The sequence below is a fragment of the Sutcliffiella halmapala genome, assembly GCF_050107295.1.
Lineage (GTDB): Bacteria > Bacillota > Bacilli > Bacillales > Bacillaceae_I > Sutcliffiella_A > Sutcliffiella_A halmapala_A.
This window is the reverse complement of the sequence record NZ_JBNIKR010000001.1, coordinates 485,206-506,795: the sequence shown is the minus strand read 5'-3', so window position 1 is coordinate 506,795 and position 21,590 is coordinate 485,206. Positions and strand designations below refer to the sequence as shown.

At 39.7% G+C, this 21,590-nt stretch carries 18 protein-coding genes and 1 pseudogene; 7 read left to right on the top strand and 12 right to left on the bottom strand.

Annotated elements, in window-relative coordinates; translation table 11 throughout:
* Nucleotides 1-218 precede the first annotated feature (218 nt).
* From ACQCT5_RS02480 to ACQCT5_RS02465, 4 genes and pseudogenes are all read right to left on the bottom strand, one after another.
* Nucleotides 219-597, bottom strand: a pseudogene (locus ACQCT5_RS02480) (glutathione-dependent formaldehyde dehydrogenase); the annotation flags it as partial.
* A 286-nt stretch (nt 598-883) separates the two neighbouring features.
* Nucleotides 884-1,786, bottom strand: coding sequence for a DUF4238 domain-containing protein (locus tag ACQCT5_RS02475; RefSeq protein ID WP_499638661.1), 903 nt, complete (start codon nt 1,784-1,786; stop codon nt 884-886).
* A gap of 19 nt (nt 1,787-1,805) precedes the next feature.
* Entirely contained in the window at nt 1,806-2,027 is a 222-nt protein-coding gene (locus ACQCT5_RS02470; protein WP_499638659.1) for a hypothetical protein, read from the bottom strand.
* On the bottom strand, nt 1,990-2,865 hold the full coding sequence (locus tag ACQCT5_RS02465; RefSeq protein ID WP_499638657.1) for a hypothetical protein: 876 nt from the start codon (nt 2,863-2,865) through the stop codon (nt 1,990-1,992). The genes ACQCT5_RS02470 and ACQCT5_RS02465 overlap by 38 nt, the downstream gene beginning before the upstream one ends.
* 233 nt (nt 2,866-3,098) lie before the next feature.
* Between ACQCT5_RS02465 and ACQCT5_RS02460 the strand changes: the two genes are divergently transcribed.
* On the top strand, nt 3,099-4,403 hold the full coding sequence (locus tag ACQCT5_RS02460) for an HRDC domain-containing protein (RefSeq protein ID WP_499638656.1): 1,305 nt from the start codon (nt 3,099-3,101) through the stop codon (nt 4,401-4,403).
* Nucleotides 4,404-4,504: 101 nt separating this feature from the next.
* Nucleotides 4,505-6,121, top strand: coding sequence for a serine hydrolase domain-containing protein (locus ACQCT5_RS02455; RefSeq protein ID WP_499638655.1), 1,617 nt, complete (start codon nt 4,505-4,507; stop codon nt 6,119-6,121).
* Nucleotides 6,122-6,174: 53 nt separating this feature from the next.
* Here the strand turns inward: ACQCT5_RS02455 and ACQCT5_RS02450 are convergent, their stop codons facing one another.
* Nucleotides 6,175-7,752, bottom strand: a complete 1,578-nt coding sequence (locus ACQCT5_RS02450) for a restriction endonuclease (RefSeq protein WP_499638653.1) — start codon at nt 7,750-7,752, stop codon at nt 6,175-6,177.
* 372 nt (nt 7,753-8,124) lie between these two features.
* On the opposite strand from ACQCT5_RS02450, the gene ACQCT5_RS02445 reads away from it, so the two are divergent.
* From ACQCT5_RS02445 to ACQCT5_RS02425, 5 genes are all read left to right on the top strand, one after another.
* Nucleotides 8,125-9,204 carry a M42 family metallopeptidase gene (locus ACQCT5_RS02445; RefSeq protein WP_499638651.1) on the top strand — a complete coding sequence of 360 codons (1,080 nt, stop codon included), beginning with the start codon at nt 8,125-8,127 and terminating at the stop codon, nt 9,202-9,204.
* A gap of 67 nt (nt 9,205-9,271) precedes the next feature.
* Nucleotides 9,272-10,732 (top strand): sulfatase family protein, encoded by a 1,461-nt coding sequence (locus ACQCT5_RS02440; protein WP_499638649.1) that lies wholly within the window; start codon nt 9,272-9,274, stop codon nt 10,730-10,732.
* A gap of 192 nt (nt 10,733-10,924) precedes the next feature.
* The gene (locus ACQCT5_RS02435) at nt 10,925-12,214 is read left to right on the top strand and encodes a spore germination protein (RefSeq protein ID WP_499638647.1); all 1,290 of its coding nucleotides are present in this window, start codon (nt 10,925-10,927) and stop codon (nt 12,212-12,214) included.
* Nucleotides 12,215-12,230: 16 nt separating this feature from the next.
* Nucleotides 12,231-13,295 carry a hypothetical protein gene (locus ACQCT5_RS02430; RefSeq protein ID WP_499638645.1) on the top strand — a complete coding sequence of 355 codons (1,065 nt, stop codon included), beginning with the start codon at nt 12,231-12,233 and terminating at the stop codon, nt 13,293-13,295.
* Complete coding sequence (locus ACQCT5_RS02425) at nt 13,292-14,377, top strand: Ger(x)C family spore germination protein (protein ID WP_499638643.1); 1,086 nt, start codon at nt 13,292-13,294, stop codon at nt 14,375-14,377. The genes ACQCT5_RS02430 and ACQCT5_RS02425 overlap by 4 nt, the downstream gene beginning before the upstream one ends.
* A 271-nt stretch (nt 14,378-14,648) precedes the next feature.
* Here ACQCT5_RS02425 and ACQCT5_RS02420 read toward each other — a convergent pair whose 3' ends face one another.
* From ACQCT5_RS02420 to ACQCT5_RS02390, 7 genes are all read right to left on the bottom strand, one after another.
* Complete coding sequence (locus ACQCT5_RS02420) at nt 14,649-15,050, bottom strand: hotdog fold thioesterase (protein ID WP_499638641.1); 402 nt, start codon at nt 15,048-15,050, stop codon at nt 14,649-14,651.
* Between the two features lie 68 nt (nt 15,051-15,118).
* Nucleotides 15,119-16,282, bottom strand: a complete 1,164-nt coding sequence (locus ACQCT5_RS02415) for an ABC transporter substrate-binding protein (protein WP_499638639.1) — start codon at nt 16,280-16,282, stop codon at nt 15,119-15,121.
* A 58-nt stretch (nt 16,283-16,340) separates the two neighbouring features.
* Nucleotides 16,341-17,078 carry an ABC transporter ATP-binding protein gene (locus ACQCT5_RS02410; RefSeq protein ID WP_499638637.1) on the bottom strand — a complete coding sequence of 246 codons (738 nt, stop codon included), beginning with the start codon at nt 17,076-17,078 and terminating at the stop codon, nt 16,341-16,343.
* On the bottom strand, nt 17,075-17,857 hold the full coding sequence (locus ACQCT5_RS02405; protein ID WP_499638635.1) for an ABC transporter ATP-binding protein: 783 nt from the start codon (nt 17,855-17,857) through the stop codon (nt 17,075-17,077). The genes ACQCT5_RS02410 and ACQCT5_RS02405 overlap by 4 nt, the downstream gene beginning before the upstream one ends.
* Nucleotides 17,850-18,881 (bottom strand): branched-chain amino acid ABC transporter permease, encoded by a 1,032-nt coding sequence (locus ACQCT5_RS02400; RefSeq protein WP_499638633.1) that lies wholly within the window; start codon nt 18,879-18,881, stop codon nt 17,850-17,852. The genes ACQCT5_RS02405 and ACQCT5_RS02400 overlap by 8 nt, the downstream gene beginning before the upstream one ends.
* A complete protein-coding gene (locus tag ACQCT5_RS02395) occupies nt 18,882-19,760 on the bottom strand; it encodes a branched-chain amino acid ABC transporter permease (protein ID WP_499638631.1) in 879 nt (292 codons plus the stop codon).
* An 80-nt stretch (nt 19,761-19,840) separates the two neighbouring features.
* Nucleotides 19,841-21,166, bottom strand: a complete 1,326-nt coding sequence (locus ACQCT5_RS02390; RefSeq protein ID WP_499638629.1) for a phenylacetate--CoA ligase family protein — start codon at nt 21,164-21,166, stop codon at nt 19,841-19,843.
* Between the last annotated feature and the right edge of the window lie 424 nt (nt 21,167-21,590).

Genomic DNA, 21,590 nt, shown 5'->3' with positions numbered 1-21,590 from the left:
CTTAATTACTTTCTCATTAGTTTAATAAAATCTGATGGTCTTTAATCTAGCAGATATAACCTAAACAGTGGTGTCAGCAATTTAGATTTTGTAAACCTAAGAGTTTACCGTTATTTATGGTAAGGTTCTCCCAAATACATCCTAAAATATTCCCAATAAAACCTCTTTACTTTATGCAACTATACTGCCCCATTAAACTACTTGACTATGCGCAAGCCTCAAACCTTCAACACCACCTTCACACACCCATCCTCCATCTCATTAAAAATCCGATACCCATGCGCCGCCTCATCCAAAGGCAACCTATCCGTAATAATTTTCCTCGGATCAACCCTCCCATCCCTTATCTGCTTATACAAATACGGCATATAATGACGTGCCGGAGCCTGCCCCATTCTAATTTTAATGTTCCGCGCAAAGAACGACCGAAGTGGAAACATATTGTACAACCCATCGTATTTTGCAGTGTCCCTGCTTTCCGCACAGCTTTTGTAGCAATCTGGATCGGCCCGAGTGTTCCTCCTTGTAGCTTGAGCTTTTGTTCTACCCATTCCAGCGGTATTTCTTTCCGTCCATGCCTACGCAATCAATGATAAGCATCGGGGACGGTTCCAGATGTTTCTTCAACATTACATAGGGTAATTTTTCTAATATTCACTCCAGATCCTTGCCATCTACGAACATAACAAATGATCTACCCGTCTTAATGGTAAGCACCTTGTTAATGAAGGTACATTTAATTGCTCAAAATCACTCATGATTTAGTGACACTTGCGCCAATTATGAATCCCATTTGTGCAACCTATAGGAAAGTCGATATTTCGATATTTATAGCCCAGGAAGCAACCGGAACCGTCCTACATTACAGTGGTCTTTAAATTTCTTATTTAGGAGGTTCTAAAACTTTGAACCAAAAATCATTTCTATAATTCTTTTTTACAACGTAATACTTGTCAGCATGAAACCTCGTTTTTCTATTGATGCTATCTACCATCCTCATATCCGCGTTTAAATACAATGGTAAAGGTGTATGCGAAATTAATATTGCTTGTTTCGGTGATATGGGCAATGTAACTTCAACACTTCTCTTTCCCAATCCAACGAAGCGATAAAATGGTGGTCTTTTATAAGCTTCTGGGTCAAACCAGACACAAGGATTGTCAGAAGTAATAAATCCAACTTCATCATCAGTATTCAAAATGGATAGATGCATTTTTTTATATTGGTTAAATTCTGCATTGATCCTTGGTATCATAATTGTCTGTATTGGTTCTTGATGCAATTTTCCCACTTCATCTAAAGTAAAAGAAGGACCATCCTTATTTAACGAACCAATAGATTCCATGGCTTTCCTATGCTCAGGAGTTCTCTTCTCATAGGATTGTCTCAGCATAATTCCTAACTCTAAAACTTTTCCCCACTCTGAAGACAAATGATCTTTAATTGCTACTGTTCGGTTATGAATCGCTGCAACGAAAATTAATATGTAGTATCTCTCTTCTAATGAAAGTTTCTGTTGGAAAGCTAATTTATTGTCCCTTATTGAAGCGAATTTTCCTTCAAGACCTGACAGCCCATGTTCAATATCTAAAATTCGATTCCCATTTTCATCAACAATGGTATACATATCTGATTCAAAAAATATATTTTTTGGATTTTTCCTTGTGACAGATTCTCCATCAGCGCTAAACATCCAAACGTATTCATCATATCCCTCTGGGATGTTTGAATCACACCAACTCTCCAGATAAGATTGTGGAATATAATGCTGTTTTTTATATTTCATTATTTTCACCTACAAAGATTTAATATAAATATTTTTCCATCAATCCCCAATCAATTAACGGATAATATTGATGTCCAACATATTTAATCTCACCCTTAACTTTAATAAAAAGAAGCATTAATCCTACTTGGATCAATGCGTTCATTAAAGTATCTTTAGCTTGATTAATTATCCGCAATTCTAATGATGTACCCCAGATACTCTTATGATAGCTGGAACCTTGCTCCGGTTGATTGCTCAATAACACTCCACTTTTCATCTTCATGTACAAGTTTCAGACATAGGGGGTCTGGTGTATTTCCGTTAAAAGTTTCTTGAAACAAGCAATCATTTTCAAGAACGTAGTCCTCTATTTTACGTAACTCTTTAACCTGTCCTTGATAGGTCCGCACGTCCTGCATAGCATCTCTTGACGTTGTGATCCCCAGACCGGGTGGAGCTATCACAAGAGTATCTCCATTGACGTCCTTCAACTCGAGAATTACTGCTACACCTGCGTTTCTAAAGTCTGCATGTTGTTCTTCTGTATACTGGTGGCTTAGCCCAATTACTCCTTTTAAAACATATGGTTTTATTAGATCGGGCCAGTTATCTTGCACTGTTTGAAGGATTGATTTATCTGCCCAGTCACCATGTTCGTGTACATTTATTAAATATGCATCATCTTTCATTAAATATAGAAATAATAGTGGGCCTGTTCTCACAATAAACCGTCCATCTCTTGCATCAGGTCGATCCCCAAGATGAAGATGCAGTACTCCCCAGTCATTAAACATCCCATCTATAGCAGATATATTATCAATTTGTTTACTAAGGTACGGAGATATATCTTGTCCGTTCTCTAGTAAATCCACTAACTGATTAAGTCCAGTCAATAGTTCAGGAGGGCATACAAATTCATTAGATCGATGTACACGACGAGGGCGGGGCGTTTGTCCTCCTTTCTTCCTCAAGTAAGTGAAGTAGCGGATCACTAACGAGTCTTTTGGCATTGTACTTGAAAACTGAAGCCCATCCGTGGTCATATCGTCGATCATTATGTCTTGCCAATCAGAAACAAAATCCATTTCAACGTTCATCAAATCAACTCCATCTTTGACCTTATCTGATAAAATATAATCCTATTTCAATTTAATTTCAACCTCCCTATTGATGATTTCCTTTTTCCCCAATCTTTATGGATATAGTTCATCTCTTGATTTTGCGAAATCTACAATTTCATCCAATTCGAACAACTTTATCTGCTATAATCAAATTACATAATGTGACAAAACTACCACTGTAAAACAAATACTACTTTGCGAGGTAAACCATGTCCTTTTTAAAAAATGTAATTAACGGTTTAAAAGATAACCGAGTAATTAAACAACCTATAGTACATAAAGATTTCAACGAAAAATCCAATCTTTTAGAAAACCTGACAAGTCTCTCAGAAAGCAGCAATCCCCTTGTGGACTATAAAAAGGTGGAAAACCACCTTAAATTGTTTTCCATTGGCCATACAGGTGAGAAAAGTGTGATGTTTGAATTGAAGAACTCCATGGTTCCCATGCTTATTCTGCATGATGTATATCTGGAGTTCGAGGATTATCAAGCTCAGATGGATTTTGTTATCGTCACTCCTAAGTTCATTCTTGTGCTTGAGGTAAAGAAGCTGTTTGGGGATATTCTTGTGACGGATAAGGGTGAATTCCAACGTGTAATCAGGAAGAATAATAGAATGGTAAATAAAGAGGGAATGTATAGTCCCATCAACCAGGTGGAAAGACATGTGGCAATACTCGAGAGATACTTAAAGGCTAAAGGGATTATAAAGAAATGTCCTATCAGATATGCTGTTACTTTTGCCAATCCAAAGACTATCCTGGAGATTTCTAAAAATGCTCCATCCCCTATTAAGGACTGTGTCATCCGTCATGATCAAATAAGTGCTTTTTTAAAGGCGGAAATGAAGAAAAGCTCTCCAGTCGAAATGCATGCTTCACTCGTCTATAAGATTGCGGATGGAATCTTGGAGGGCAGCCAACAGAAACCATTTAATGATCAGGAGTATCTGTTGGATAACGTGGAAGTTGGAGCATCCCAGTTTATAGCAACTACTTTTGAGAAAGAAGTATCCCCTAAACCTAATGAAAATACCAATATTAAAAGTTTGCTGACTGAATACCGCACCCAAAAAGCAAAAAAATTAGAAGTAATGCCCTATCATATTTTCAGCAACAGATCCTTGGATTTCCTTCTTGAGAAAATGCCACAAACCATTGAACAATTACTAGAAGTTGAGGGCATTGGTCAGAAAAAAGCAGATGATTACGGACATGACATCCTATCAATTTTACAGACAAAGAATAATGATAGATTCCAAGAATCCCACAAAGTTTCAGAGCCTGTAAAAGTAAAAACGGATGACCTACGATCTCTTTTAATGGAATATCGTAGAACTCGTGCCAGGGAGCTCGATGTAAAGCCATACTATATCTACACTAACAAAACTTTAGATGCAATTCTTGAGCTGAAGCCTCGTACTATAAAAGCTCTATTAGAAATTGAGGGTATTGGACCTAAAAAAGCGGAAGTGTTTGGAGAAGGGATTATAGCAATAATAAATAGAAACTAGATGTAATCCACTAGATCATTAATAGTAGGAATAGAAGGATATCTCGTACACCGGACAGAATTAATAAAGGGCATGATGAAAATAAAAGGAGCAATTACTCTATGGCAACATCACAAGAAAACATCAATAAAATAATTCAAAACTCAATCCAATCCAACTACCTACCCGCCGCAGCCTTTGCAATCATCCAAAACAACGAGATCACCCTCTCCCAAGGCTACGGCAAGACAAACATAGAAGACTGGGCAACTCCTGTCACAGAGTACACGCTCTTCCGCATCGCCTCTGTCAGCAAGCTTTTCACCGGCACAGTGATTATGATGCTCGTGGAAAAAGGGCTGATCGATCTGGACAAGCCTGTTCAGCATTATGTCCCATGGTTTGTTACAGCTGATGCAGAGCGCTCAAAAGAAATAACGATTCGTATGCTGGTGACGCATTCTTCCGGCCTTCCTACTGGGGGGGATGTGAGTTTCTTTTATAAGGAATCGGGCCTCCATGATTATATGAGAGAGGTGGTTCCGACGCTGCCGGTGCTGTTTGCGCCTGGGAGTGCTTATTCGTATGGGAATCATGCACTGAATATTGCGGGGTTTGTGGCAGAGACGGTGACGGGTGTGAAGTTTGCGGATCTGATGCAGGAGATGTTGTTTGATCCGCTTGAGATGACGCAGACGACCTATCATCCGTTGCGGGCGATGACCCAGCCGTTGGCGCTGCCTCATGACCGGGATGCGGAGGGAAATCTCACGGTCGCGAAGCAGTTCTTTGATAACAGTGCGAGCTATCCGTCCTATTATGCGTTCTCTTCCATTAAGGACCTGACCAATTTTGCGCTGATGCATCTGCAGGATGGGATGTTCAATGGGAAGCAGATTCTTTCCGCTACGTCGATCCAGGAGATGAGAACGCAGCAGAGCAAGTGGTATACGACGAATGATGGCGGCTGCGGCATCACTTTCTTCAAGGAGACGAAGGGCGCCATCGAGCGCTTCTGGCATTATGGCCAGTACAGCTACCAGTATTCCAGCCAGTTCATCCTTGTTCCGGAAAAAGGGATCGCGGTCATCGCGCTTGCGAACGGGGAGAATATCTTCCAGGCAGGCTATGAGATCGTGGACGAGCTGCTGAAGGATGAGGCGGCGAATATGGAACCTTCCCCACAGGCTATATTAACGGATGAAATCGACGGTAAAGTCTATGAAGGGACCTACCTCCACAGCTACCACGGACTGTTCGAGATCTCTGAGCTATCCGGGAAACTTTTCATGAAGCATCGTGAAAATAGCTATGAATTGAAAAGACAAACAAGCGACATCTTCAGTGCCCAGGACGAGAACGGCAACAATGTCTTCTCTGTCGGCTTCCCTCCTCTAACTGCAAATCATGGGGATAGATGCATCGTCGTGGATACGAAGGCATGTCCGGAGTTTGAACTGGCGTATACACCAAATCCGTCTGACTGGCAGGACTTTATCGGGACGTACAGTGATGGGACTGAATCCTATGAGGTGGAGCTTGGTGATAGTACGGTTGTTATCAAGGATGTGCAGAATAACAAGGAACTTGTCGGCCATGCCATTGAGCGCAACCGCTTCTTGACGAGGGAATATGGACTTGTTAGTTTCATAGATATTAACGGCGTTGTGACGTTGGAGTTTGATTATGCTTGGCGTTATGCGAAGCAGGTAAAGGGTGCGTTTGTAGGGCAGTCTTAATAACAAAGAAAGTCATCTATCCATAATGTTAGGTGACTTTCTTCATTTTTTTATCATTTATCCTTCATTAACAGCTTAGCCTCTTTTAAATCAATTTTGGCTTGGTGTCCATGTTTGTGAAGCAAGTGTAAAAGGTTGTTTCCATTTAATAAAAAGAGAGGTTTATCCTTTGCAAAACTGTAGGCATCTGGGCCAAAATCCGCTGTTGAGACTAGGATTCCTTTGGTTGCGCCTTCGTTCATGACTGTACCATATAAATCTCGAACGGCAGAGACACCTACGACGTTAGTATATCTCTTCGCCTGAATAACAATTTTCCCACCTCTAATAGGATCAGGGTCAAATGCGACGGCATCCACTCCACCATCTTTGCTGGCCCTTGTAATTCTTACTTCGCCCCCGGAACTATTGAATTCTTTTTCAAAAAGTTCTCTAATCAAATGCTCAAAATCCTGCCAGTCCATTGCAGCCAAATTGGTTCCTTCGTCAATATTCCCGGCTACATTATACGAATCGACAAAACGAACATCTTCCCTATTAATTTTTAGTATTGGGGCAATTGGTGTAAGACTGAACAGTTTGCTACTACCAATACCTTTTAGATTTTTAAAACAGGTTTTTGAATCCACCAGTTTTAAGTTGATTTCCATAAATTCTTCTTTCGTTGTTTGTACAGATAAAATACACGCTTCCTCGCTTTTACCTGTAGCCCTATTTACAGAGGTGACCCATCCGTTAAATACGATGGAATCTATCGCATCAATGGCATCTGCTTCAAAGAGTTCATGTATGGTGCGTAAAGTAATGTCATATAGCAGCTTGTCATACATCTTTCTAAGTGCAGCTTCCGTAATAGCTGATTCTTTGTACTCATCTCTTGTAGCAATATATTTTACCTCTTTAAGGGTTGGAAGCTCCGAAAGATCCGGTAGGTTATATTCAACGATTAATGTGCGGTTATTAGGGTTATAGTCAATATCAAATTCCTGTGGAAAATAGTCTGGATAGACTGAATTTGATAATACCATGTCACAGTATTCCATAATCGATTCACTTTCCCCGGCAAAATACTGTTCCTTTTTCTTTTCGATAGCATCGTTTTTCTCTTTCTTCATTGATTCGTGAATATCACGCATCTCATTCCATTTCTTTAATTGCTCTCCATAGACTTCGACTTCTTTCTCATGCTTTACTTTTAACCTATCCGTTTCGTTTTTCCATTTATTCATTGCATCCTCAAACAACTTATCAGAAGCCTGTATTTTCTTCTGTTTACTCGAAGAAAATATCCTATCTAATAATCCGAAACTGGGCTCAAAAGATTCCTTCACCGGCTCCAAAGGATATATTGGAGCATTAGGGCTTCTAGGCTTTGATTTGGTGAATTTTGAATGATCCTTTAACGAATCCCAATCGATTTCATCATCTATATCTAAAGTATGTAAGAGAGTGTTATTAATTATCTCAAGCTGTTCTAAAGCTTCTAATGTTTGCTGTTCTGCCAGTGCCTTCTTCTGAGCTTTTTCCATTGCAGCAGTTGCTCGCTCGCGTTTTTTCTTCTCTGCTTCCTGTTTTTTCTGCCACATTTCTTCCCACTGTCTCATTTGAATATGAGCTTTTTGCTCAACCACATACTTATCGTTTCCTTTGATATGGCGATACTTATGTAATCCATCATGCCTGATTTCCACTGAATACATGAAATCCCCTCCTTGTTAAGATGCTATACTTCCTTAATTGGAATTTAAATCCTTATTAGTATTATATAGTATTAAATATATATAATTCGACTTTTTTTGCCAATTTGATTTAAGCGTAACAAAAAGCCACCAGTGGGTGAGAGGGTGGTTCTCTCTGAGGCTGAAGCCTTTTTTACGGACCAAAGCCAAAAGGCTAATTCTAAGTGGTTACATCCTTCATCTTTATGCCGCCCTATTTTTCTACCAAATCTAAATATTCAGTATTATGGTATAATAGATATTATTTTGAAGGGAGATGAATTTGTGGAAAAACAGGAATTTCTAGATCAGTTAAAAGAGTTAGCCGAGATTCAGGGGACTCCCGGACAGGAAATGAAGGTTGTGAAGGTATTAGCAGATTGGTTTAACGAGTTTGCTGATGAGGTAGAAGTGGATCACATGGGGAATATCTATGCTTATCTACATGGAACAAATCCAGGACCAACTGTGATGGTTTCTGCACATTCCGATGAAATTGGCCTTGTTGTCCGTGATATAGATGAACGAGGCTTTATCCGAGTGGAGCGGACAGGTGGTGTGATTGAATCGCTCCTGATTGGCCGAAAAGTAAACGTAAATGGTCACTTTGGAGTAGTTGGTGTTAAAGCCGGTCACTTGCAAACACCTGAGGAAAGGAAAAGAATCCCTTCTATTTATGAGTTATATGTTGATGTAGGTGCGGGTTCTAAAGCCGAGGTTCGTGAAATGGGCATTGAAATCGGTGACCCTATTACATATAAGAGTGAAATCGAACAATTTTCCAATCCTGATTTAATCTGCGGGAAAGCAATTGATAACCGTTCATGCTGTGTACTATTACTTCAGCTATTTAAATCTCTATATGAGGAGAAAAATTTCTCCGGAACTTTAGTTGGTGTGATTGCCGTTCAAGAGGAAGTAGGATTACGTGGCGCGAAGGTTGCGACCTATAAAGTTAACCCGGATTTTGCGATTGTGCTTGATACCATTCCTTGTGCAGATACGCCAGACAGCTTAAATAGTGGCTATCCTGTAGGAATTGGAAGAGGACCCGTATTCCCTGCTCTAGCTGGTGGCTCTGTTCGTGGAAATATTATGTCTCCATCGTTTAAGAAGCTGTTAACGAAGTATGCGAATGACTTAGATATTCCCTATCAATTAGCTGTTATGACAGGAGCTACCACTGATTTGGCAGCCGTTCATCTAGAACGAGAAGGAGTGCTCGCTGGTGCGGTAACATTTGCACGACGCTATTCCCATTCTCCAGTTGAAGTTGCTCACCTACGTGACTTCGAGCAAGGCTTTACATTACTTCACAAATTGATCAGTGATGTAGAGAATTGGGGAGAGATGAAATTTATTTAACATGAGCCACCGGGGACAGGCCCGACCATTTTTCAAATTCACCTATTTAAAGAAAGGATGAACGAACATGCGTGTATTATTTTTGGATCTTGATTCATTGAGTCCGGATCATTTAGGCTGTTATGGGTACCATCGTAACACTTCTCCGAATATCGATTCGATTGCAGCGGAAGGCGTCCGCTTTGAAAATTACTACACGACTGATGCTCCTTGTGCACCGTCGCGGGCTGCATTAATGTCCGGCCGTTTCGGTATTCATAACGGCATAGTAGGACATGGCGGCACTGCAGGGGATTTCCGCCACGAAGGTGAAACGAGAGATTTCAGTGATACGTTATCACGAGAAAGTTTACCTGCCTTTCTTCGTTCAGCAGGAATGAAAACGGTACTTTTCAGTCCATTTCCACAAAGACACTCTCAATGGACTTTCTATGCTGGATTTTCCGAAATGCACGATACAGGGAAAAATGGCATGGAATCAGCAGAAGAAGTCACGCCACATTTATTGAAATGGATTGATCAAAACGCCGAAGAAGACGACTGGTTCCTTTATGTAAACTATTGGGATCCGCATACTCCTTATCGGACACCTGAAGACTTTGAAAATCCATTCCAAAACGACCCGCTTCCTGAATGGCTGACTACGGACGTTTTGGAACAGCATAAAGAAAAAGTTGGGCCGCACAGCGCGCGTGAAATCAATATGTATGATAACAAAACCAATCCCGAGTTTCCGAAACATCCCGGTGAGATCCTGGATGAAGAGGGCCTAAGGAAAATGATCGACGGGTACGACTCTGGAATTCGCTACATGGATGAACATATCGGCCGCGTGTTTAAAGCCTTGGAAAGTAAAGGCGTGATGGACGACCTTGTCATTATCATCACTGCCGATCACGGGGAGAACATGGGGCAACTTGGTATTTATGGTGAACATGGCACCGCAGATCAGGGGACTTGTCACATTCCTATGATCATGCGTTGGCCTGGGGTGACGACACCTCATGTGGATACAGGTCTTCACTATCACCTTGACCTCCTTCCAACTTTGGCGGATCTTTTGAATAAAAAGCCGTCTCAGAGCTGGGATGGACAGAGTTACGCGCCTGTACTGACAGAAGGGAAGGACAGTTCCCGTGAATACCTTGTCATTTCACAATGTGCCCATGTTTGCCAGCGAAGTGTTCGTTTCAAAGATTGGCTGTATATTCGTACATACCACGATGGATATCATCTGTTCCCTGACGAGATGCTATACAATCTAAAGGATGATCCTTTCGAGCAGAATGACGTTGCAGAAGAAAATCTGCAAGTTCGTAAAGATGCCGTCTATTACCTTAATGAATGGAATGATCAGATGATGAAAACCATGCCATACGATGTAGACCCACTATGGACAGTCATGAAAGAGGGCGGACCGTTCCATGCAAAAGGCAATCTTCAACGCTATGTGAAACATTTGGAGTCCACTGGCAGAAGCCATGCCGTACCTGAACTTCGCCGCCGCCATCCGAGGGAGTTTGAGTGATTATTTTCCATTAAAAAAATTACAAAAGTGAAAGAAAGTCACCTTCAATTTTGGAGGTGACTTTTTATATGGCATGTAATGACCCTAAGTTAATAGATGACAAATACAGGTTATAGCTGAACTTGTCCCGCACACCGAATTTAAAATGCATAATTTTTCATATTAAGGAAAAAATTTTTGAGAGGTGATTTAATGAAACTGAAAGACTTGCAAGAAAATGATGATTTTGTTCAGAGAGAAGTGAAAAAAGGAACTTTAACAATCACTCTCTATTATCTTAAATCACTTTGTGATGAAAAAAGAATAACGGATCATGTTATCTCACCTTTTTATGAAATAGACGGAATGAATGAATTTATAGATTATGTAAAGTCGTTTGAAGAATGGGATATGGTTAAAGAAGAAAAAATTGCAGTTGAAAAGATTTTCAGTGGATTTGTCTTACTCTTACAAGAAGATGACAGATACGCTGTCAACCTCGACAATTTTGAAGTTCGATCACTAGGAGAATCAACTGAGGAAAGTGTTCTACAAGGACCTAAAGATGGCTTAAGCGAAAAAGTAGGTACATCCTTAAACGTTATTCGCAACCGGTACAGGAAAGAAACATTGATCGCGAAAAACCATACATTAGGAAAAAATTCAAAAACAAAACTTATGGTTCTTTATGATAATCACCTCTGTGACCAGGATATTCTTCGGCACCTGAATAATAAACTGGAAAACATTGAAGTTGATATACTGCAATCAGCGGGTCAATTACAGAAATTATTGATGGATAGTAAGTGGTGCCCTTTTCCGTTATTTTTGACAACGGAGCGCCCCGACAGAGTGGTTACGAACCTGTCCCAAGGGAAAATTGTTTTTCTGATTGAAGGGTCTTCATGGGCTTTACTGGGTCCAGCCAGCTTCTTTGATTTTTTCAAATCGATGGATGATCCAGTAGAATTGCCACTCGTAGGAAAGTTTTTTATTACGCTTCGATATATCGCACTGATGATTACGCTTTTCTTTCCAGCTTTATACGTTGCAGTGATTTCCTACTCTCCGGAAATTCTGAAAGTCCAATTTGCGCTCTTGATTGCCGGGAGCAGAATATCGGTGCCCTTCCCTTCCTACTCGGAGATTATCTTTATGATGCTGATGGCTGAATTTTTAAGTGAAGCTAGTATTCGTTTACCGAGAACAATCAGTTCTTCCGCCACAACGGTAGGTGGCCTGATACTTGGTCAGGCAGCATCCCAGGCTGGCTTGATTGGCAATGTGATGATTGTGGTGATTGCTGCTGTGGCACTTTCGATTTTTGTTATCCCGATAAATTCGATGCATCAGGCTATCAGGATCATCCGATATCCTTTAATTATTCTCGGAAGTCTGTTTGGATCGATCGGCGTATTGATAGGCGCTTTTGCACTTATTGCCTATCTATGTAATTTACGCAGTCTAGGTAGACCGTATATGCAGCTATTTGCTAATAACTGATTGTAGGTGGATATTCATGCTAAGGCAACGCTATTACATATATTTGTTTTCGATTAATGCACTAGTAAGCTTAGCAGCTTTTATCCCTCAGTTTCTATACAAAAACCGCTACAATGGCAGTTTAACGAGTCTTGCCATATCCACCCTGGCCGGATCGCTTCTACTATTTTTATTTCAAGCCCAAATGAAGAAATTCCCGGGACAAAACATTTCAGGGATGTTGAATAGAGTCTTGCCAGGCTTGCTAAAAAAATCGTTTCTTTCTTTGAATTACATTCTCAGCATTTTAACTGGCGTCTTGTTTCTTTCCTCCATTATGCAAATCATCGGGGAATTTCTGACTCTGAACTCATCTATTATCTATTATTTTTTTCTTCTATTAATCGTATTTTCCATATTGAGTGAAACAAAATCCCTCTTGTTCATGCTGGAAATTACTATTTTATTTGTTACTCCCGTCTTCCTCCTTGTACTGCTGAGGTTTTTTACAGACGATTTGGTATTAGTGGATTCCATAAAAGAATCGTTGACTTACTTCAAGCATTTTCCCAAATGGCAATCTCTTGTAGCGGGATTATTTGTATTTACGGGATTTACAAATTTATTGGTCTATAGTGAACATATTCTTCCTTTTACGAAGAAACATCTATTCATCATATGGATCATTTCTTGTGCTGTTCTTTTTTCTTCCTATTTCATACCCATAGGTTATTTTGGACTGAATGGAGTAGGACTGGAAAACCATGTATGGATAACCACCATAGATAGCATGCATATCAACTACTTTTTTCTGGAAAGAATCGTGTTAGTTTTTATTCTAGTCCTGATTGGCGTTACATTGATGTATCTAGTATTAACTTATCACTCGTCAATGAAGTTTCTTCAGATGATGACAGAAGATTACGGAGGGAAAACGAAGTGGGTCGGTATATTTATCATCGTTATCTCAGCTTTTATAACTCAGAATTATTTAGACGAAATAAACCTTTTGAGATTTTTCATTTTCTTCTTCGTTTTCCGGATTTTTATGGACCTAATCTTAATCGTGCTTTTATTTTTGGTTTCCAGAAAGGCAATGTGAGAGCACTAATTGTTACGTTGATATTATTTCCTATTATCCTTACTGGGTGCTCATTTATGGATATTGATAAACGCGCCTTTGTCACTGCAATTGGCATTGATGAGTCTGACAGCATGGAAAAAAAATATAAAGTGACGCTCAAAATTTCACTTTCAAAAGGAGATCCAGCGACAACCGGAGCTGAATTCACTCTCATATCAACCGATGCTGATTCTATTTCTGAGGCCTTAAAAAGCATGAAATCCATGACAGATAAGGAGCTATTCTACGGACAGACTAAAACCATCCTTATCGGTGAAAAAGTTGCTGAAAAAGATATTCGCCCCATTTTGGATTACTTCGTAAGAAGAGCTGACATACAAAGGACTGCCTATTTAGGTGTCGCTGTCCCGACTTCCAAACAGGTCCTGGAGTTTAAACCTGATGTAGAACAAGTAGCGGGCAGTTATTTATACTCCTTGTTTGAGGAAACCAGTGCGGATTCCCCTTATGTCCATGCATTACCGCTATTTGACGCCTTCAGGAGAGAGACAGAAGCTGGCATGAATATTGCAATGCCCATCATTGAAGTGCAAGGCGAAAAAATTCACGTTGATACCATTGCCCTATTCAGCAAAACAGGAATGGAATCTAAACTTAATCCAAAAGAAACGGAACTTTACAACCTCTTGACTGCAGGGATGAAGAACGGCAGTACACTCATTCGTACAAAAGATGGTACATATACAATCAGTATTTCGAATGGTAAAACAAAAACCAGAGTGAAAGAGGAGCAAAACAACATCATTTCAACCGTTTTTCATATTAAACTGGATGCAACCGTCGAAGAGAAAATGGATGATCAACTAAAGCTCACTTTCGACCAAGTAAAAAAAATACAGGACGAAACCGAAAAAACAATAAAAAAAGAGGTTTATTCCCTTCTGGAAAATATACAGAAAACAAAGCTGGATCCCATGGGACTTGGCCTGAAATTCAACTCAAGCAATTTTCAGCATACAGATTTAAATCAATTTTATGATAACCTCAAGTATGAAGTAAAAGTGGATTGCAGGATAAAGGAAGCAGGTATAGTGGAATAAAGTTGGCTTGAATCTTTCCGTGATAGGTAGCCCCCACATTCCCATCATTTGCCTAAATAGAAACGAAATAAATCGTTATTGGCGCTTGTACTAAATATCTCTGGGTAGTCACACTGGAGTTTGCCTTGGCGCTATCCGATGAAGGCGAAGGAATCGCTTGTAGAGCTGGCATAAATAAGTAAAGTCACCTCTCGAGTGAGAAGGTGACTTTACTTGTTTTCTTTATCATAATATCATTTCTATACGCTTATGTTGATACCTTTCCCGACGCTCACGCAAACTGCTCTTTTTTACGGTATACCATTCCATCCGCTGTAGCTAATAATTCCCCATTTTGATTTCGGACTGTCATGCGATAAAGACCAAGCTTGGGATTTTTCGATACCTCTTCTGCTGTTGCAGTTAATGTATCCTTAAAGCTCCCTGCCTTCATATAATTGATTGTCACATGAATGCCTACCGCAGTTTGTCCGTATGAGTTACTAGCAATGGCAAAAGCAACATCCGCTAAGGAAAATATTACACCACCATTTACAGCACCGTGAAAATTCAGCATATTCTCCTTTATGTTTAAGGAAACAATCGCTTTTCCCTCTTCTATTTCTATAGTTTGTATCCCTAAAAGCTTTGCAAAGGGGTCTGCAGATATCTTTTCCATAATTGCTTCGTTCAACTGTTCCACCTCCATATCTATAGAAAAGGCTGACTCATAACAAAGGGTCAGCCTTCTGAATTCCATTTTTATTTTTTCAATACCCATTTCCCATCCTTTACTTCAGCAAGTACCATGCTATCCGCTTTTAACCCATTATGGTCTTCTGGACTGAATGTAAAAGTACCGGTCGCGCCAACATAATCTTTTACATTATTCTCTAAGTAATCACGAATGGATTCTCTGTCTGTTGCGCCGGATTTTAATGCCTCTACCACTAACATTAAGTTATCGTACCCATAAGAACCGAAGTTGGTTGGCTCTCCGTCGTATTCAGCTGTATAACTATCGTAAAAGCTTGAAATAACATCAAATTGTGCATCATCTTCTGGTATTTGTGTCGGGAATAGGAGTTTACCTGTTGGAATCACGACACCTTCTGCTGCATCACCAGCCAGGTTGATGAAGGATTGGTTTGCAATCCCATGACTTCCGATATAGGGAATATTCATCCCTAGCTCTTTCATGTTTTTTGCAATAATAGCTGGTCCAGGGTTGGTACCCCAAACAATCAATGCTTTTGCACCGGAACTGTTGATTTTGGTTAATTGTGTTTTCATATCTGCATCGTCTGTGTTATAGGATTCATTCGCCACAATTTCAATACCGTATTCACTTGTTAAAGCTTCCAACTGCTCCACACCACTTGCTCCGAAAGCATTTGAATCTGCTAAAATAGCTACTTCCTTCATACCTGCTTCTTGCAAATACATATATACTCTTTCGGCTGCATGTGCATCAGAATGAGGGGTTTTAAACACCCATTTTGATTCTTCCACTGGTGAAATGATACCAACCGCTGCACCTGCGGATACCATCGGAACTTCATTATCCATTGCAATGCCTTTCATGGCTAGACTTGCCCCACTTGTCGTAGATCCAAGTACAGCTAGGACCTTCTCATCGTTGATCAGTCGATTCATTTGTTCCATCGCTTTTTCAGGTGTTGATTCATCATCCACTAATATAATCTCTACTGGGGTACCATTAATACCACCGTCATCATTGATTTGTTTTTCTAATAATTTTGTAGCATTCCATTCAGGTTCACCAAGCGGGCTGCCATCACCTGTTTTCGAATAGATCGCACCAATTTTATACACATCTTTCCCATCTCCACTAGTCTCCGAGTTGCAAGCTACTAATCCAAAGGCAAGGGCAACTACCAACATTATCATTAAAAGCTTTTTCAAAAAAAATCCCCCTTATATTCTATTGGTTTCATTCAAACTGCTTGATAAGCGTTCAACCTTACACCACTGAGGTGCCTAAGAAAGCCTCTTTAATCTCAGGATCTTTCAGCAAATCTTTTGAATGTCCTTCTTTGATGATGGCCCCATGTGACATGACATAGCCTCGATCTGCAACCTTTAACGAAGCGCTTACATTTTGTTCGATAAGTAATATTGTTACACCAAAATCATCCCTTAATTGTTTCACGTATTGCAATACCTCTTTGACTATTAAAGGAGCTAGCCCGAGAGATGGCTCATCCAGTAAAAGAAGATTCGGTTTTGCCATAATAGCCCTGGCAATCGCCAACATTTGCTGTTGACCTCCTGAAAGAGTTCCTCCAAGCTGCTCTTTTCGCTCTTTTAGAATCGGAAATAATTGAAACACCTTTTCAATATCTCGTTCCACTTCTTTTTTTCCTGTTCTTTTATAATGATGATAGGTTCCTAGATATAGATTATCCAATACAGATAATGTACTGAAGACTTGTCTATGCTCAGGCACAAGAATTAACCTTTTTTCCACAATCTTCTCTGCCTCAAATGGTGTTATATTCTCATCCTCAAAAAGAATTTGACCTTGGGTTGGCTTGAGAAGACCAGATATATTTTTAAGGATCGTCGTTTTCCCGGCACCATTTGCTCCAAGCAGTGCCACAACTTCACCCTTATTAACATGAAAATCAACACTGTTTAAAGCTTGAATGGGGCCATAACTAAAGGAAACATCCTTGATTTCCAAAATCTTCGAGCTCATCGGCTTCCATCCTCCCCTTCGTCTGCCCCAAGGTAAGCCTCTATGACATGAGGATTGTTTTGTACTTCTTTTGGAGTCCCTTCGGCAATCTTTTCCCCTTGATCGAGAACGATGATTTTATCGCAGATTCTCATAACCAAATCCATATCATGCTCTACGATAAAAACCGATATGCCCAGATCCCTTATTTTTAAAATAAGCTTACTCATTTCCAATGTTTCCTGGTGATTTAATCCCGCTGCAATTTCATCAAATAATAACAGCCTTGGTTCGGTGGAGAGCGCTCTTGCTAATTCCAGCAGCCTCAATTTTCCTAGCGATAGATTTCCAGCCTCTACGTCGCAAATGTCTTCAATTTCTACAAATTCAAGTACTTCCATCGAAGTCTTATAAATAAATTCTTCCTCTTTTTTGAACCTGGGGAGTCTTAACGCCGCAGCTAATATACCGGATGAGGTTCTGGTATGCAAACCAACCATCACATTCTCGAGTACTGTCATATTCTTAAAAACTTGCAGGTTTTGAAACGTTCTTGAAATACCTAATGGAGCAATTTTATACGCTGGGAAAGAATCGATTCTTTCATTTTTGAGCCAAATCTCTCCTTCGGATGGAGGAAAAACAGCTGAAACTATGTTAAATAAAGTGCTTTTTCCTGCTCCATTTGGGCCGATTAAGCCCGTTATTTTTCCTTCCTCAATCTCAAAAGAAACATTTTTATTTGCAACGACTCCGCCAAAACGTTTTGTCAAATTTCTTACTTCCAGTAAGCTAGACATTGGTATCCCCCTTGCTAAGGTTTTGGGATTGCCCGGTAGGTTTAGAATTTTTGTATGTCTTTTTGACCAAAGAAGCTATAGAAGGGAACAATCCTTTAGGAAGAAAAATGACAACCAACATCATAATGAATCCATAAAGTACATGTTCAAAGTCACTTGTGATAAAGGAGATATGTGTCCCTAACGTATGGACTACCAAACTGATGACTGTAATCAGCAATGCTCCCCATACAGCCCCCCATACACTAGTCGCCCCGCCTAGAACCACCATTGTCAAAAATAAAATGGAACCATTCAAACCAAAGGACCCTGGAGAAATACTATAGGACATATGAGCAAAGAGCCAACCGGCCAGCCCCGCAAACATGGCACTGATGACAAAAACCTGCATCTTATACCGCCCTGTATCTACTCCCATTGCACTTGATGCAACTTCACTATCGTGGATGGATCGTAATGCCCGCCCGATCCGTGAGTGAATAATATTCAGGGAAATAATGATCACAAGTAAAGCAAATGCCCAAACTAAATAGTAATAGGGAAGGCCTTGTTTAAAAACAAAACCAAATAGCTCAATCTTGGGAATTCCAAAAAATCCAGAAGCCCCTTTCGTTACGGATTTCCATTCCACCAAAAGCACGTGGATGATAATACCAAATGCGAGTGTCGCCATCGCTAAATAATAGCCGTGAAGTCTTGCCATGGTATGCCCTAATATATACGCAATAAGGGCAGGTGCCGCTATAGAGATGATTAAGCTGATCCATGGATTCATTCCATAAGTGGTCGTTAATACTGCAGTAGAATAGGCACCAACCCCATAAAAGGCAGCTTGTCCCAGTGAAATCTGACCAGCAAATCCCATTAATAAACCCAGTCCAACTGCGATAATGGTATATATCCCTGCAAAAGTAGCCTTTGTAATAAAAAAGGAAGAAGATAAGATAAACGGGAGAATGAGGATAAATACCGCAAAAGCTATAATTCCTTTCCAACCAAATCGTTGGATACCTTTATGTATCAATTATAGCCCTCCCTTTCCAACATTTTTTTCTCCTAGTAATCCATATGGTCTAATAAGTAATAGCATCAGTACCACACTAAAAACTATCGCATCTTTCATTCCAGAACTAATGTAACCAGCTCCAAATGCTTCAATAACACCTAATAAAATCCCCCCAATTACAGCACCTGGCGCACTGCCCAATCCACCTAAAATACTTGCAGAAAACCCTTTAATCCCTAACATGATTCCCATATCATAGGAAGGGAAAAGAATAGGGGCAATAACAAGTCCTGCTAACGCTCCAAAACCGGCACTTAAGGCAAAGGAAAATGAGGACATTTTCTTTGGACTTATGGCCATTAATCTGGCTGCAATCGGGTTAACTGAACATGCTCGAAACGCTTTTCCAATCATTGTTTTTTCTATCAACAAATAGAGGATGACAACAACGATCAACATAAAAACCATTACCCAGATGCTTTGCGGAGTGATGGATGCCCCAAATACATTTATCGGATCATCACCAGTAAATGAGTCGACCTTGACCGCGTTTTTTCCCCACACCATACCCGCAATTCCTCGAATGAATATGGCAGTACCAATGGTTAATATAATCAAGCTTAATGGATCTGCTCCTTTTGCTTTTCGGATAATCATATATTCAATTAACCAGCCTATTGCCACCACTATGACAATTGTTAAAAGAAAAGAGACAAAGTAGGGTATACCTAAACTTATTAAGGAGAACATCGTCATTCCGCCAAGCATGACAAATTCACCTTGTGCCAGATTAATAACTTTTGTTACGCTGTAAATCGTTACAAATCCTAGGGCGACTATCGCATAAATACTCCCGATAGTAAGCCCGGAAATCAAAAATTGAATAGAGTCAGTCATTCTACCACCCTTTTATTGAACGAGATAATATTCATTACGAAATTAATACGGAATTTTATTTAAATGTCATAATAACACCCTTATACTTCTTGTGGTTCATTCATACGATTCACTATTCTTACTGCTTTTCCTTCAGATCTTGGAATGGATTTTGGTTCAAGCACGTTAACTTCTATAGAAATTAAGCATGAACTTTTGATCAGGCTTTGGATTTGTTTACCTAGTCTATTAATATTTTCATGATTCATATCGCTCTGCACTCCATTATAAAATTCTTCTTTTACTTCCACATGCAGTTCCACATGTTGCATGCTTCCTTTCTTATACAAATGGAGCTGATAATGTGGTTCGATTTCATTTACCGAGAGGAGAAAATGCTCAATCTCAGACGGGAACACATTTACTCCACGAATGATGAGCATATCATCTATTCTGCCTTTTACCCGTGACATTCTAATGGTAGATCGTCCGCATTTACACTTGTTTCTATTTAGAGAAGCAATATCACCTGAACGATAACGGATAATAGGGTTTGCTTCTTTGGTCAAACTTGTGAACACGAGCTCTCCGTCTTCTCCATCCGGAACAGGTTGTTGTGTAATTGGATCGATCACTTCTACTAGGAAATGATCTTCTGCAATATGAAGGCCATCCTGTGCTTCATGACATTCCATTGAAACCCCTGGTCCCATCACTTCACTTAATCCATAGATATCACATGCTTTTATATCAAACTTTCCTTCTATCGTACGGCGCATTTCCTCTGACCAAGGTTCTGCACCCAATATGCCGAATCTTAAAGATGTCTCTCTTGGACTCTTACCAAGTGCCTCCATACGCTCCGCTATATTTAATAAATACGAAGGCGTGCAGCATATGACCTCTGGCTTAAAATCTTCAATGAGGGAGATTTGGCGATCTGTGTTCCCGCCCGAGACAGGAACCGTAATCATCCCCAGTTCTTCCCCTCCATAATGGAGACCAAGCCCACCTGTAAAAAGGCCATATCCATATGCATTATGAAGTATCTTTCCAGGCTCCCCACCGGAAACAGCAATAGCACGTGCTACAAGCTTGGACCAATTTTTAATATCATTTTTTGTATAACCTACAACCGTAGGCTTTCCACTAGTTCCTGATGAAGCATGAATACGCACCAACTCTTTTTGTTCAACAGCAAAAAAATCAAATGGATAGTGATCTCTTAAATTACTTTTTACTGTAAAGGGAAGTTTTATCAAATCTCTTATAGATTGAATATCTTTAGGCTTTACACCTAATTCATCAAACTTATTTTTATAAAATGGGACCTTTTCATAAACTCTGCTTACTGTCTCCTGTAGCCGTTTTAATTGAAGTTCCTCCATCTCCCCTTTGGAAGCGGTTTCAATTTTATGAATAATCATGTTATACCTCCTATATACATTTTGGCTTTATAAGTATCCTGATTATTTGTATAACGTCATTTGCTCTTATCGTATAATTTTCGTTTTACTATTAACAATAATTTTACTAAGTAATACTAAAATGTCAATCGATAATTAAAAATATTATTTATATTCTGAATAATTTGATTAGATAAATTAGTTTTGTTTGGACTACAAATAATACGGAGTGAATCCTGGATTATAAGTTAAGGATGCGTAAAATGTTCCGGAAGAGAATATTGTAGTATTGTGTCAAATAAGAGAAAAATCACTTTCTGCTTTGGGCAAGCCTGCAATCAAAATTTCTTCTTAATGAAGACTATGTAATGTTTGGACGTAATCCCAATTTCGGATCTTAGTCCAGTAACCATCTCCCTATTTGAGTAAGAACTAAAAGAGGAGT

What these genes read in the sequence shown, in the direction of transcription:
- ACQCT5_RS02475 (WP_499638661.1), bottom strand. Translation starts at nt 1,786, where the DNA reads ATGAAATATAAAAAACAGCATTATATTCCACAATCTTATCTGGAGAGT.
- ACQCT5_RS02465 (WP_499638657.1), bottom strand. Translation starts at nt 2,865, where the DNA reads ATGAACGTTGAAATGGATTTTGTTTCTGATTGGCAAGACATAATGATC.
- ACQCT5_RS02460 (WP_499638656.1), top strand. Translation starts at nt 3,099, where the DNA reads ATGTCCTTTTTAAAAAATGTAATTAACGGTTTAAAAGATAACCGAGTA.
- ACQCT5_RS02455 (WP_499638655.1), top strand. Translation starts at nt 4,505, where the DNA reads ATGGCAACATCACAAGAAAACATCAATAAAATAATTCAAAACTCAATC.
- ACQCT5_RS02440 (WP_499638649.1), top strand. Translation starts at nt 9,272, where the DNA reads ATGCGTGTATTATTTTTGGATCTTGATTCATTGAGTCCGGATCATTTA.
- ACQCT5_RS02435 (WP_499638647.1), top strand. Translation starts at nt 10,925, where the DNA reads ATGAAACTGAAAGACTTGCAAGAAAATGATGATTTTGTTCAGAGAGAA.
- ACQCT5_RS02430 (WP_499638645.1), top strand. Translation starts at nt 12,231, where the DNA reads ATGCTAAGGCAACGCTATTACATATATTTGTTTTCGATTAATGCACTA.
- ACQCT5_RS02410 (WP_499638637.1), bottom strand. Translation starts at nt 17,078, where the DNA reads ATGAGCTCGAAGATTTTGGAAATCAAGGATGTTTCCTTTAGTTATGGC.
- ACQCT5_RS02405 (WP_499638635.1), bottom strand. Translation starts at nt 17,857, where the DNA reads ATGTCTAGCTTACTGGAAGTAAGAAATTTGACAAAACGTTTTGGCGGA.
- ACQCT5_RS02395 (WP_499638631.1), bottom strand. Translation starts at nt 19,760, where the DNA reads ATGACTGACTCTATTCAATTTTTGATTTCCGGGCTTACTATCGGGAGT.
- ACQCT5_RS02390 (WP_499638629.1), bottom strand. Translation starts at nt 21,166, where the DNA reads ATGATTATTCATAAAATTGAAACCGCTTCCAAAGGGGAGATGGAGGAA.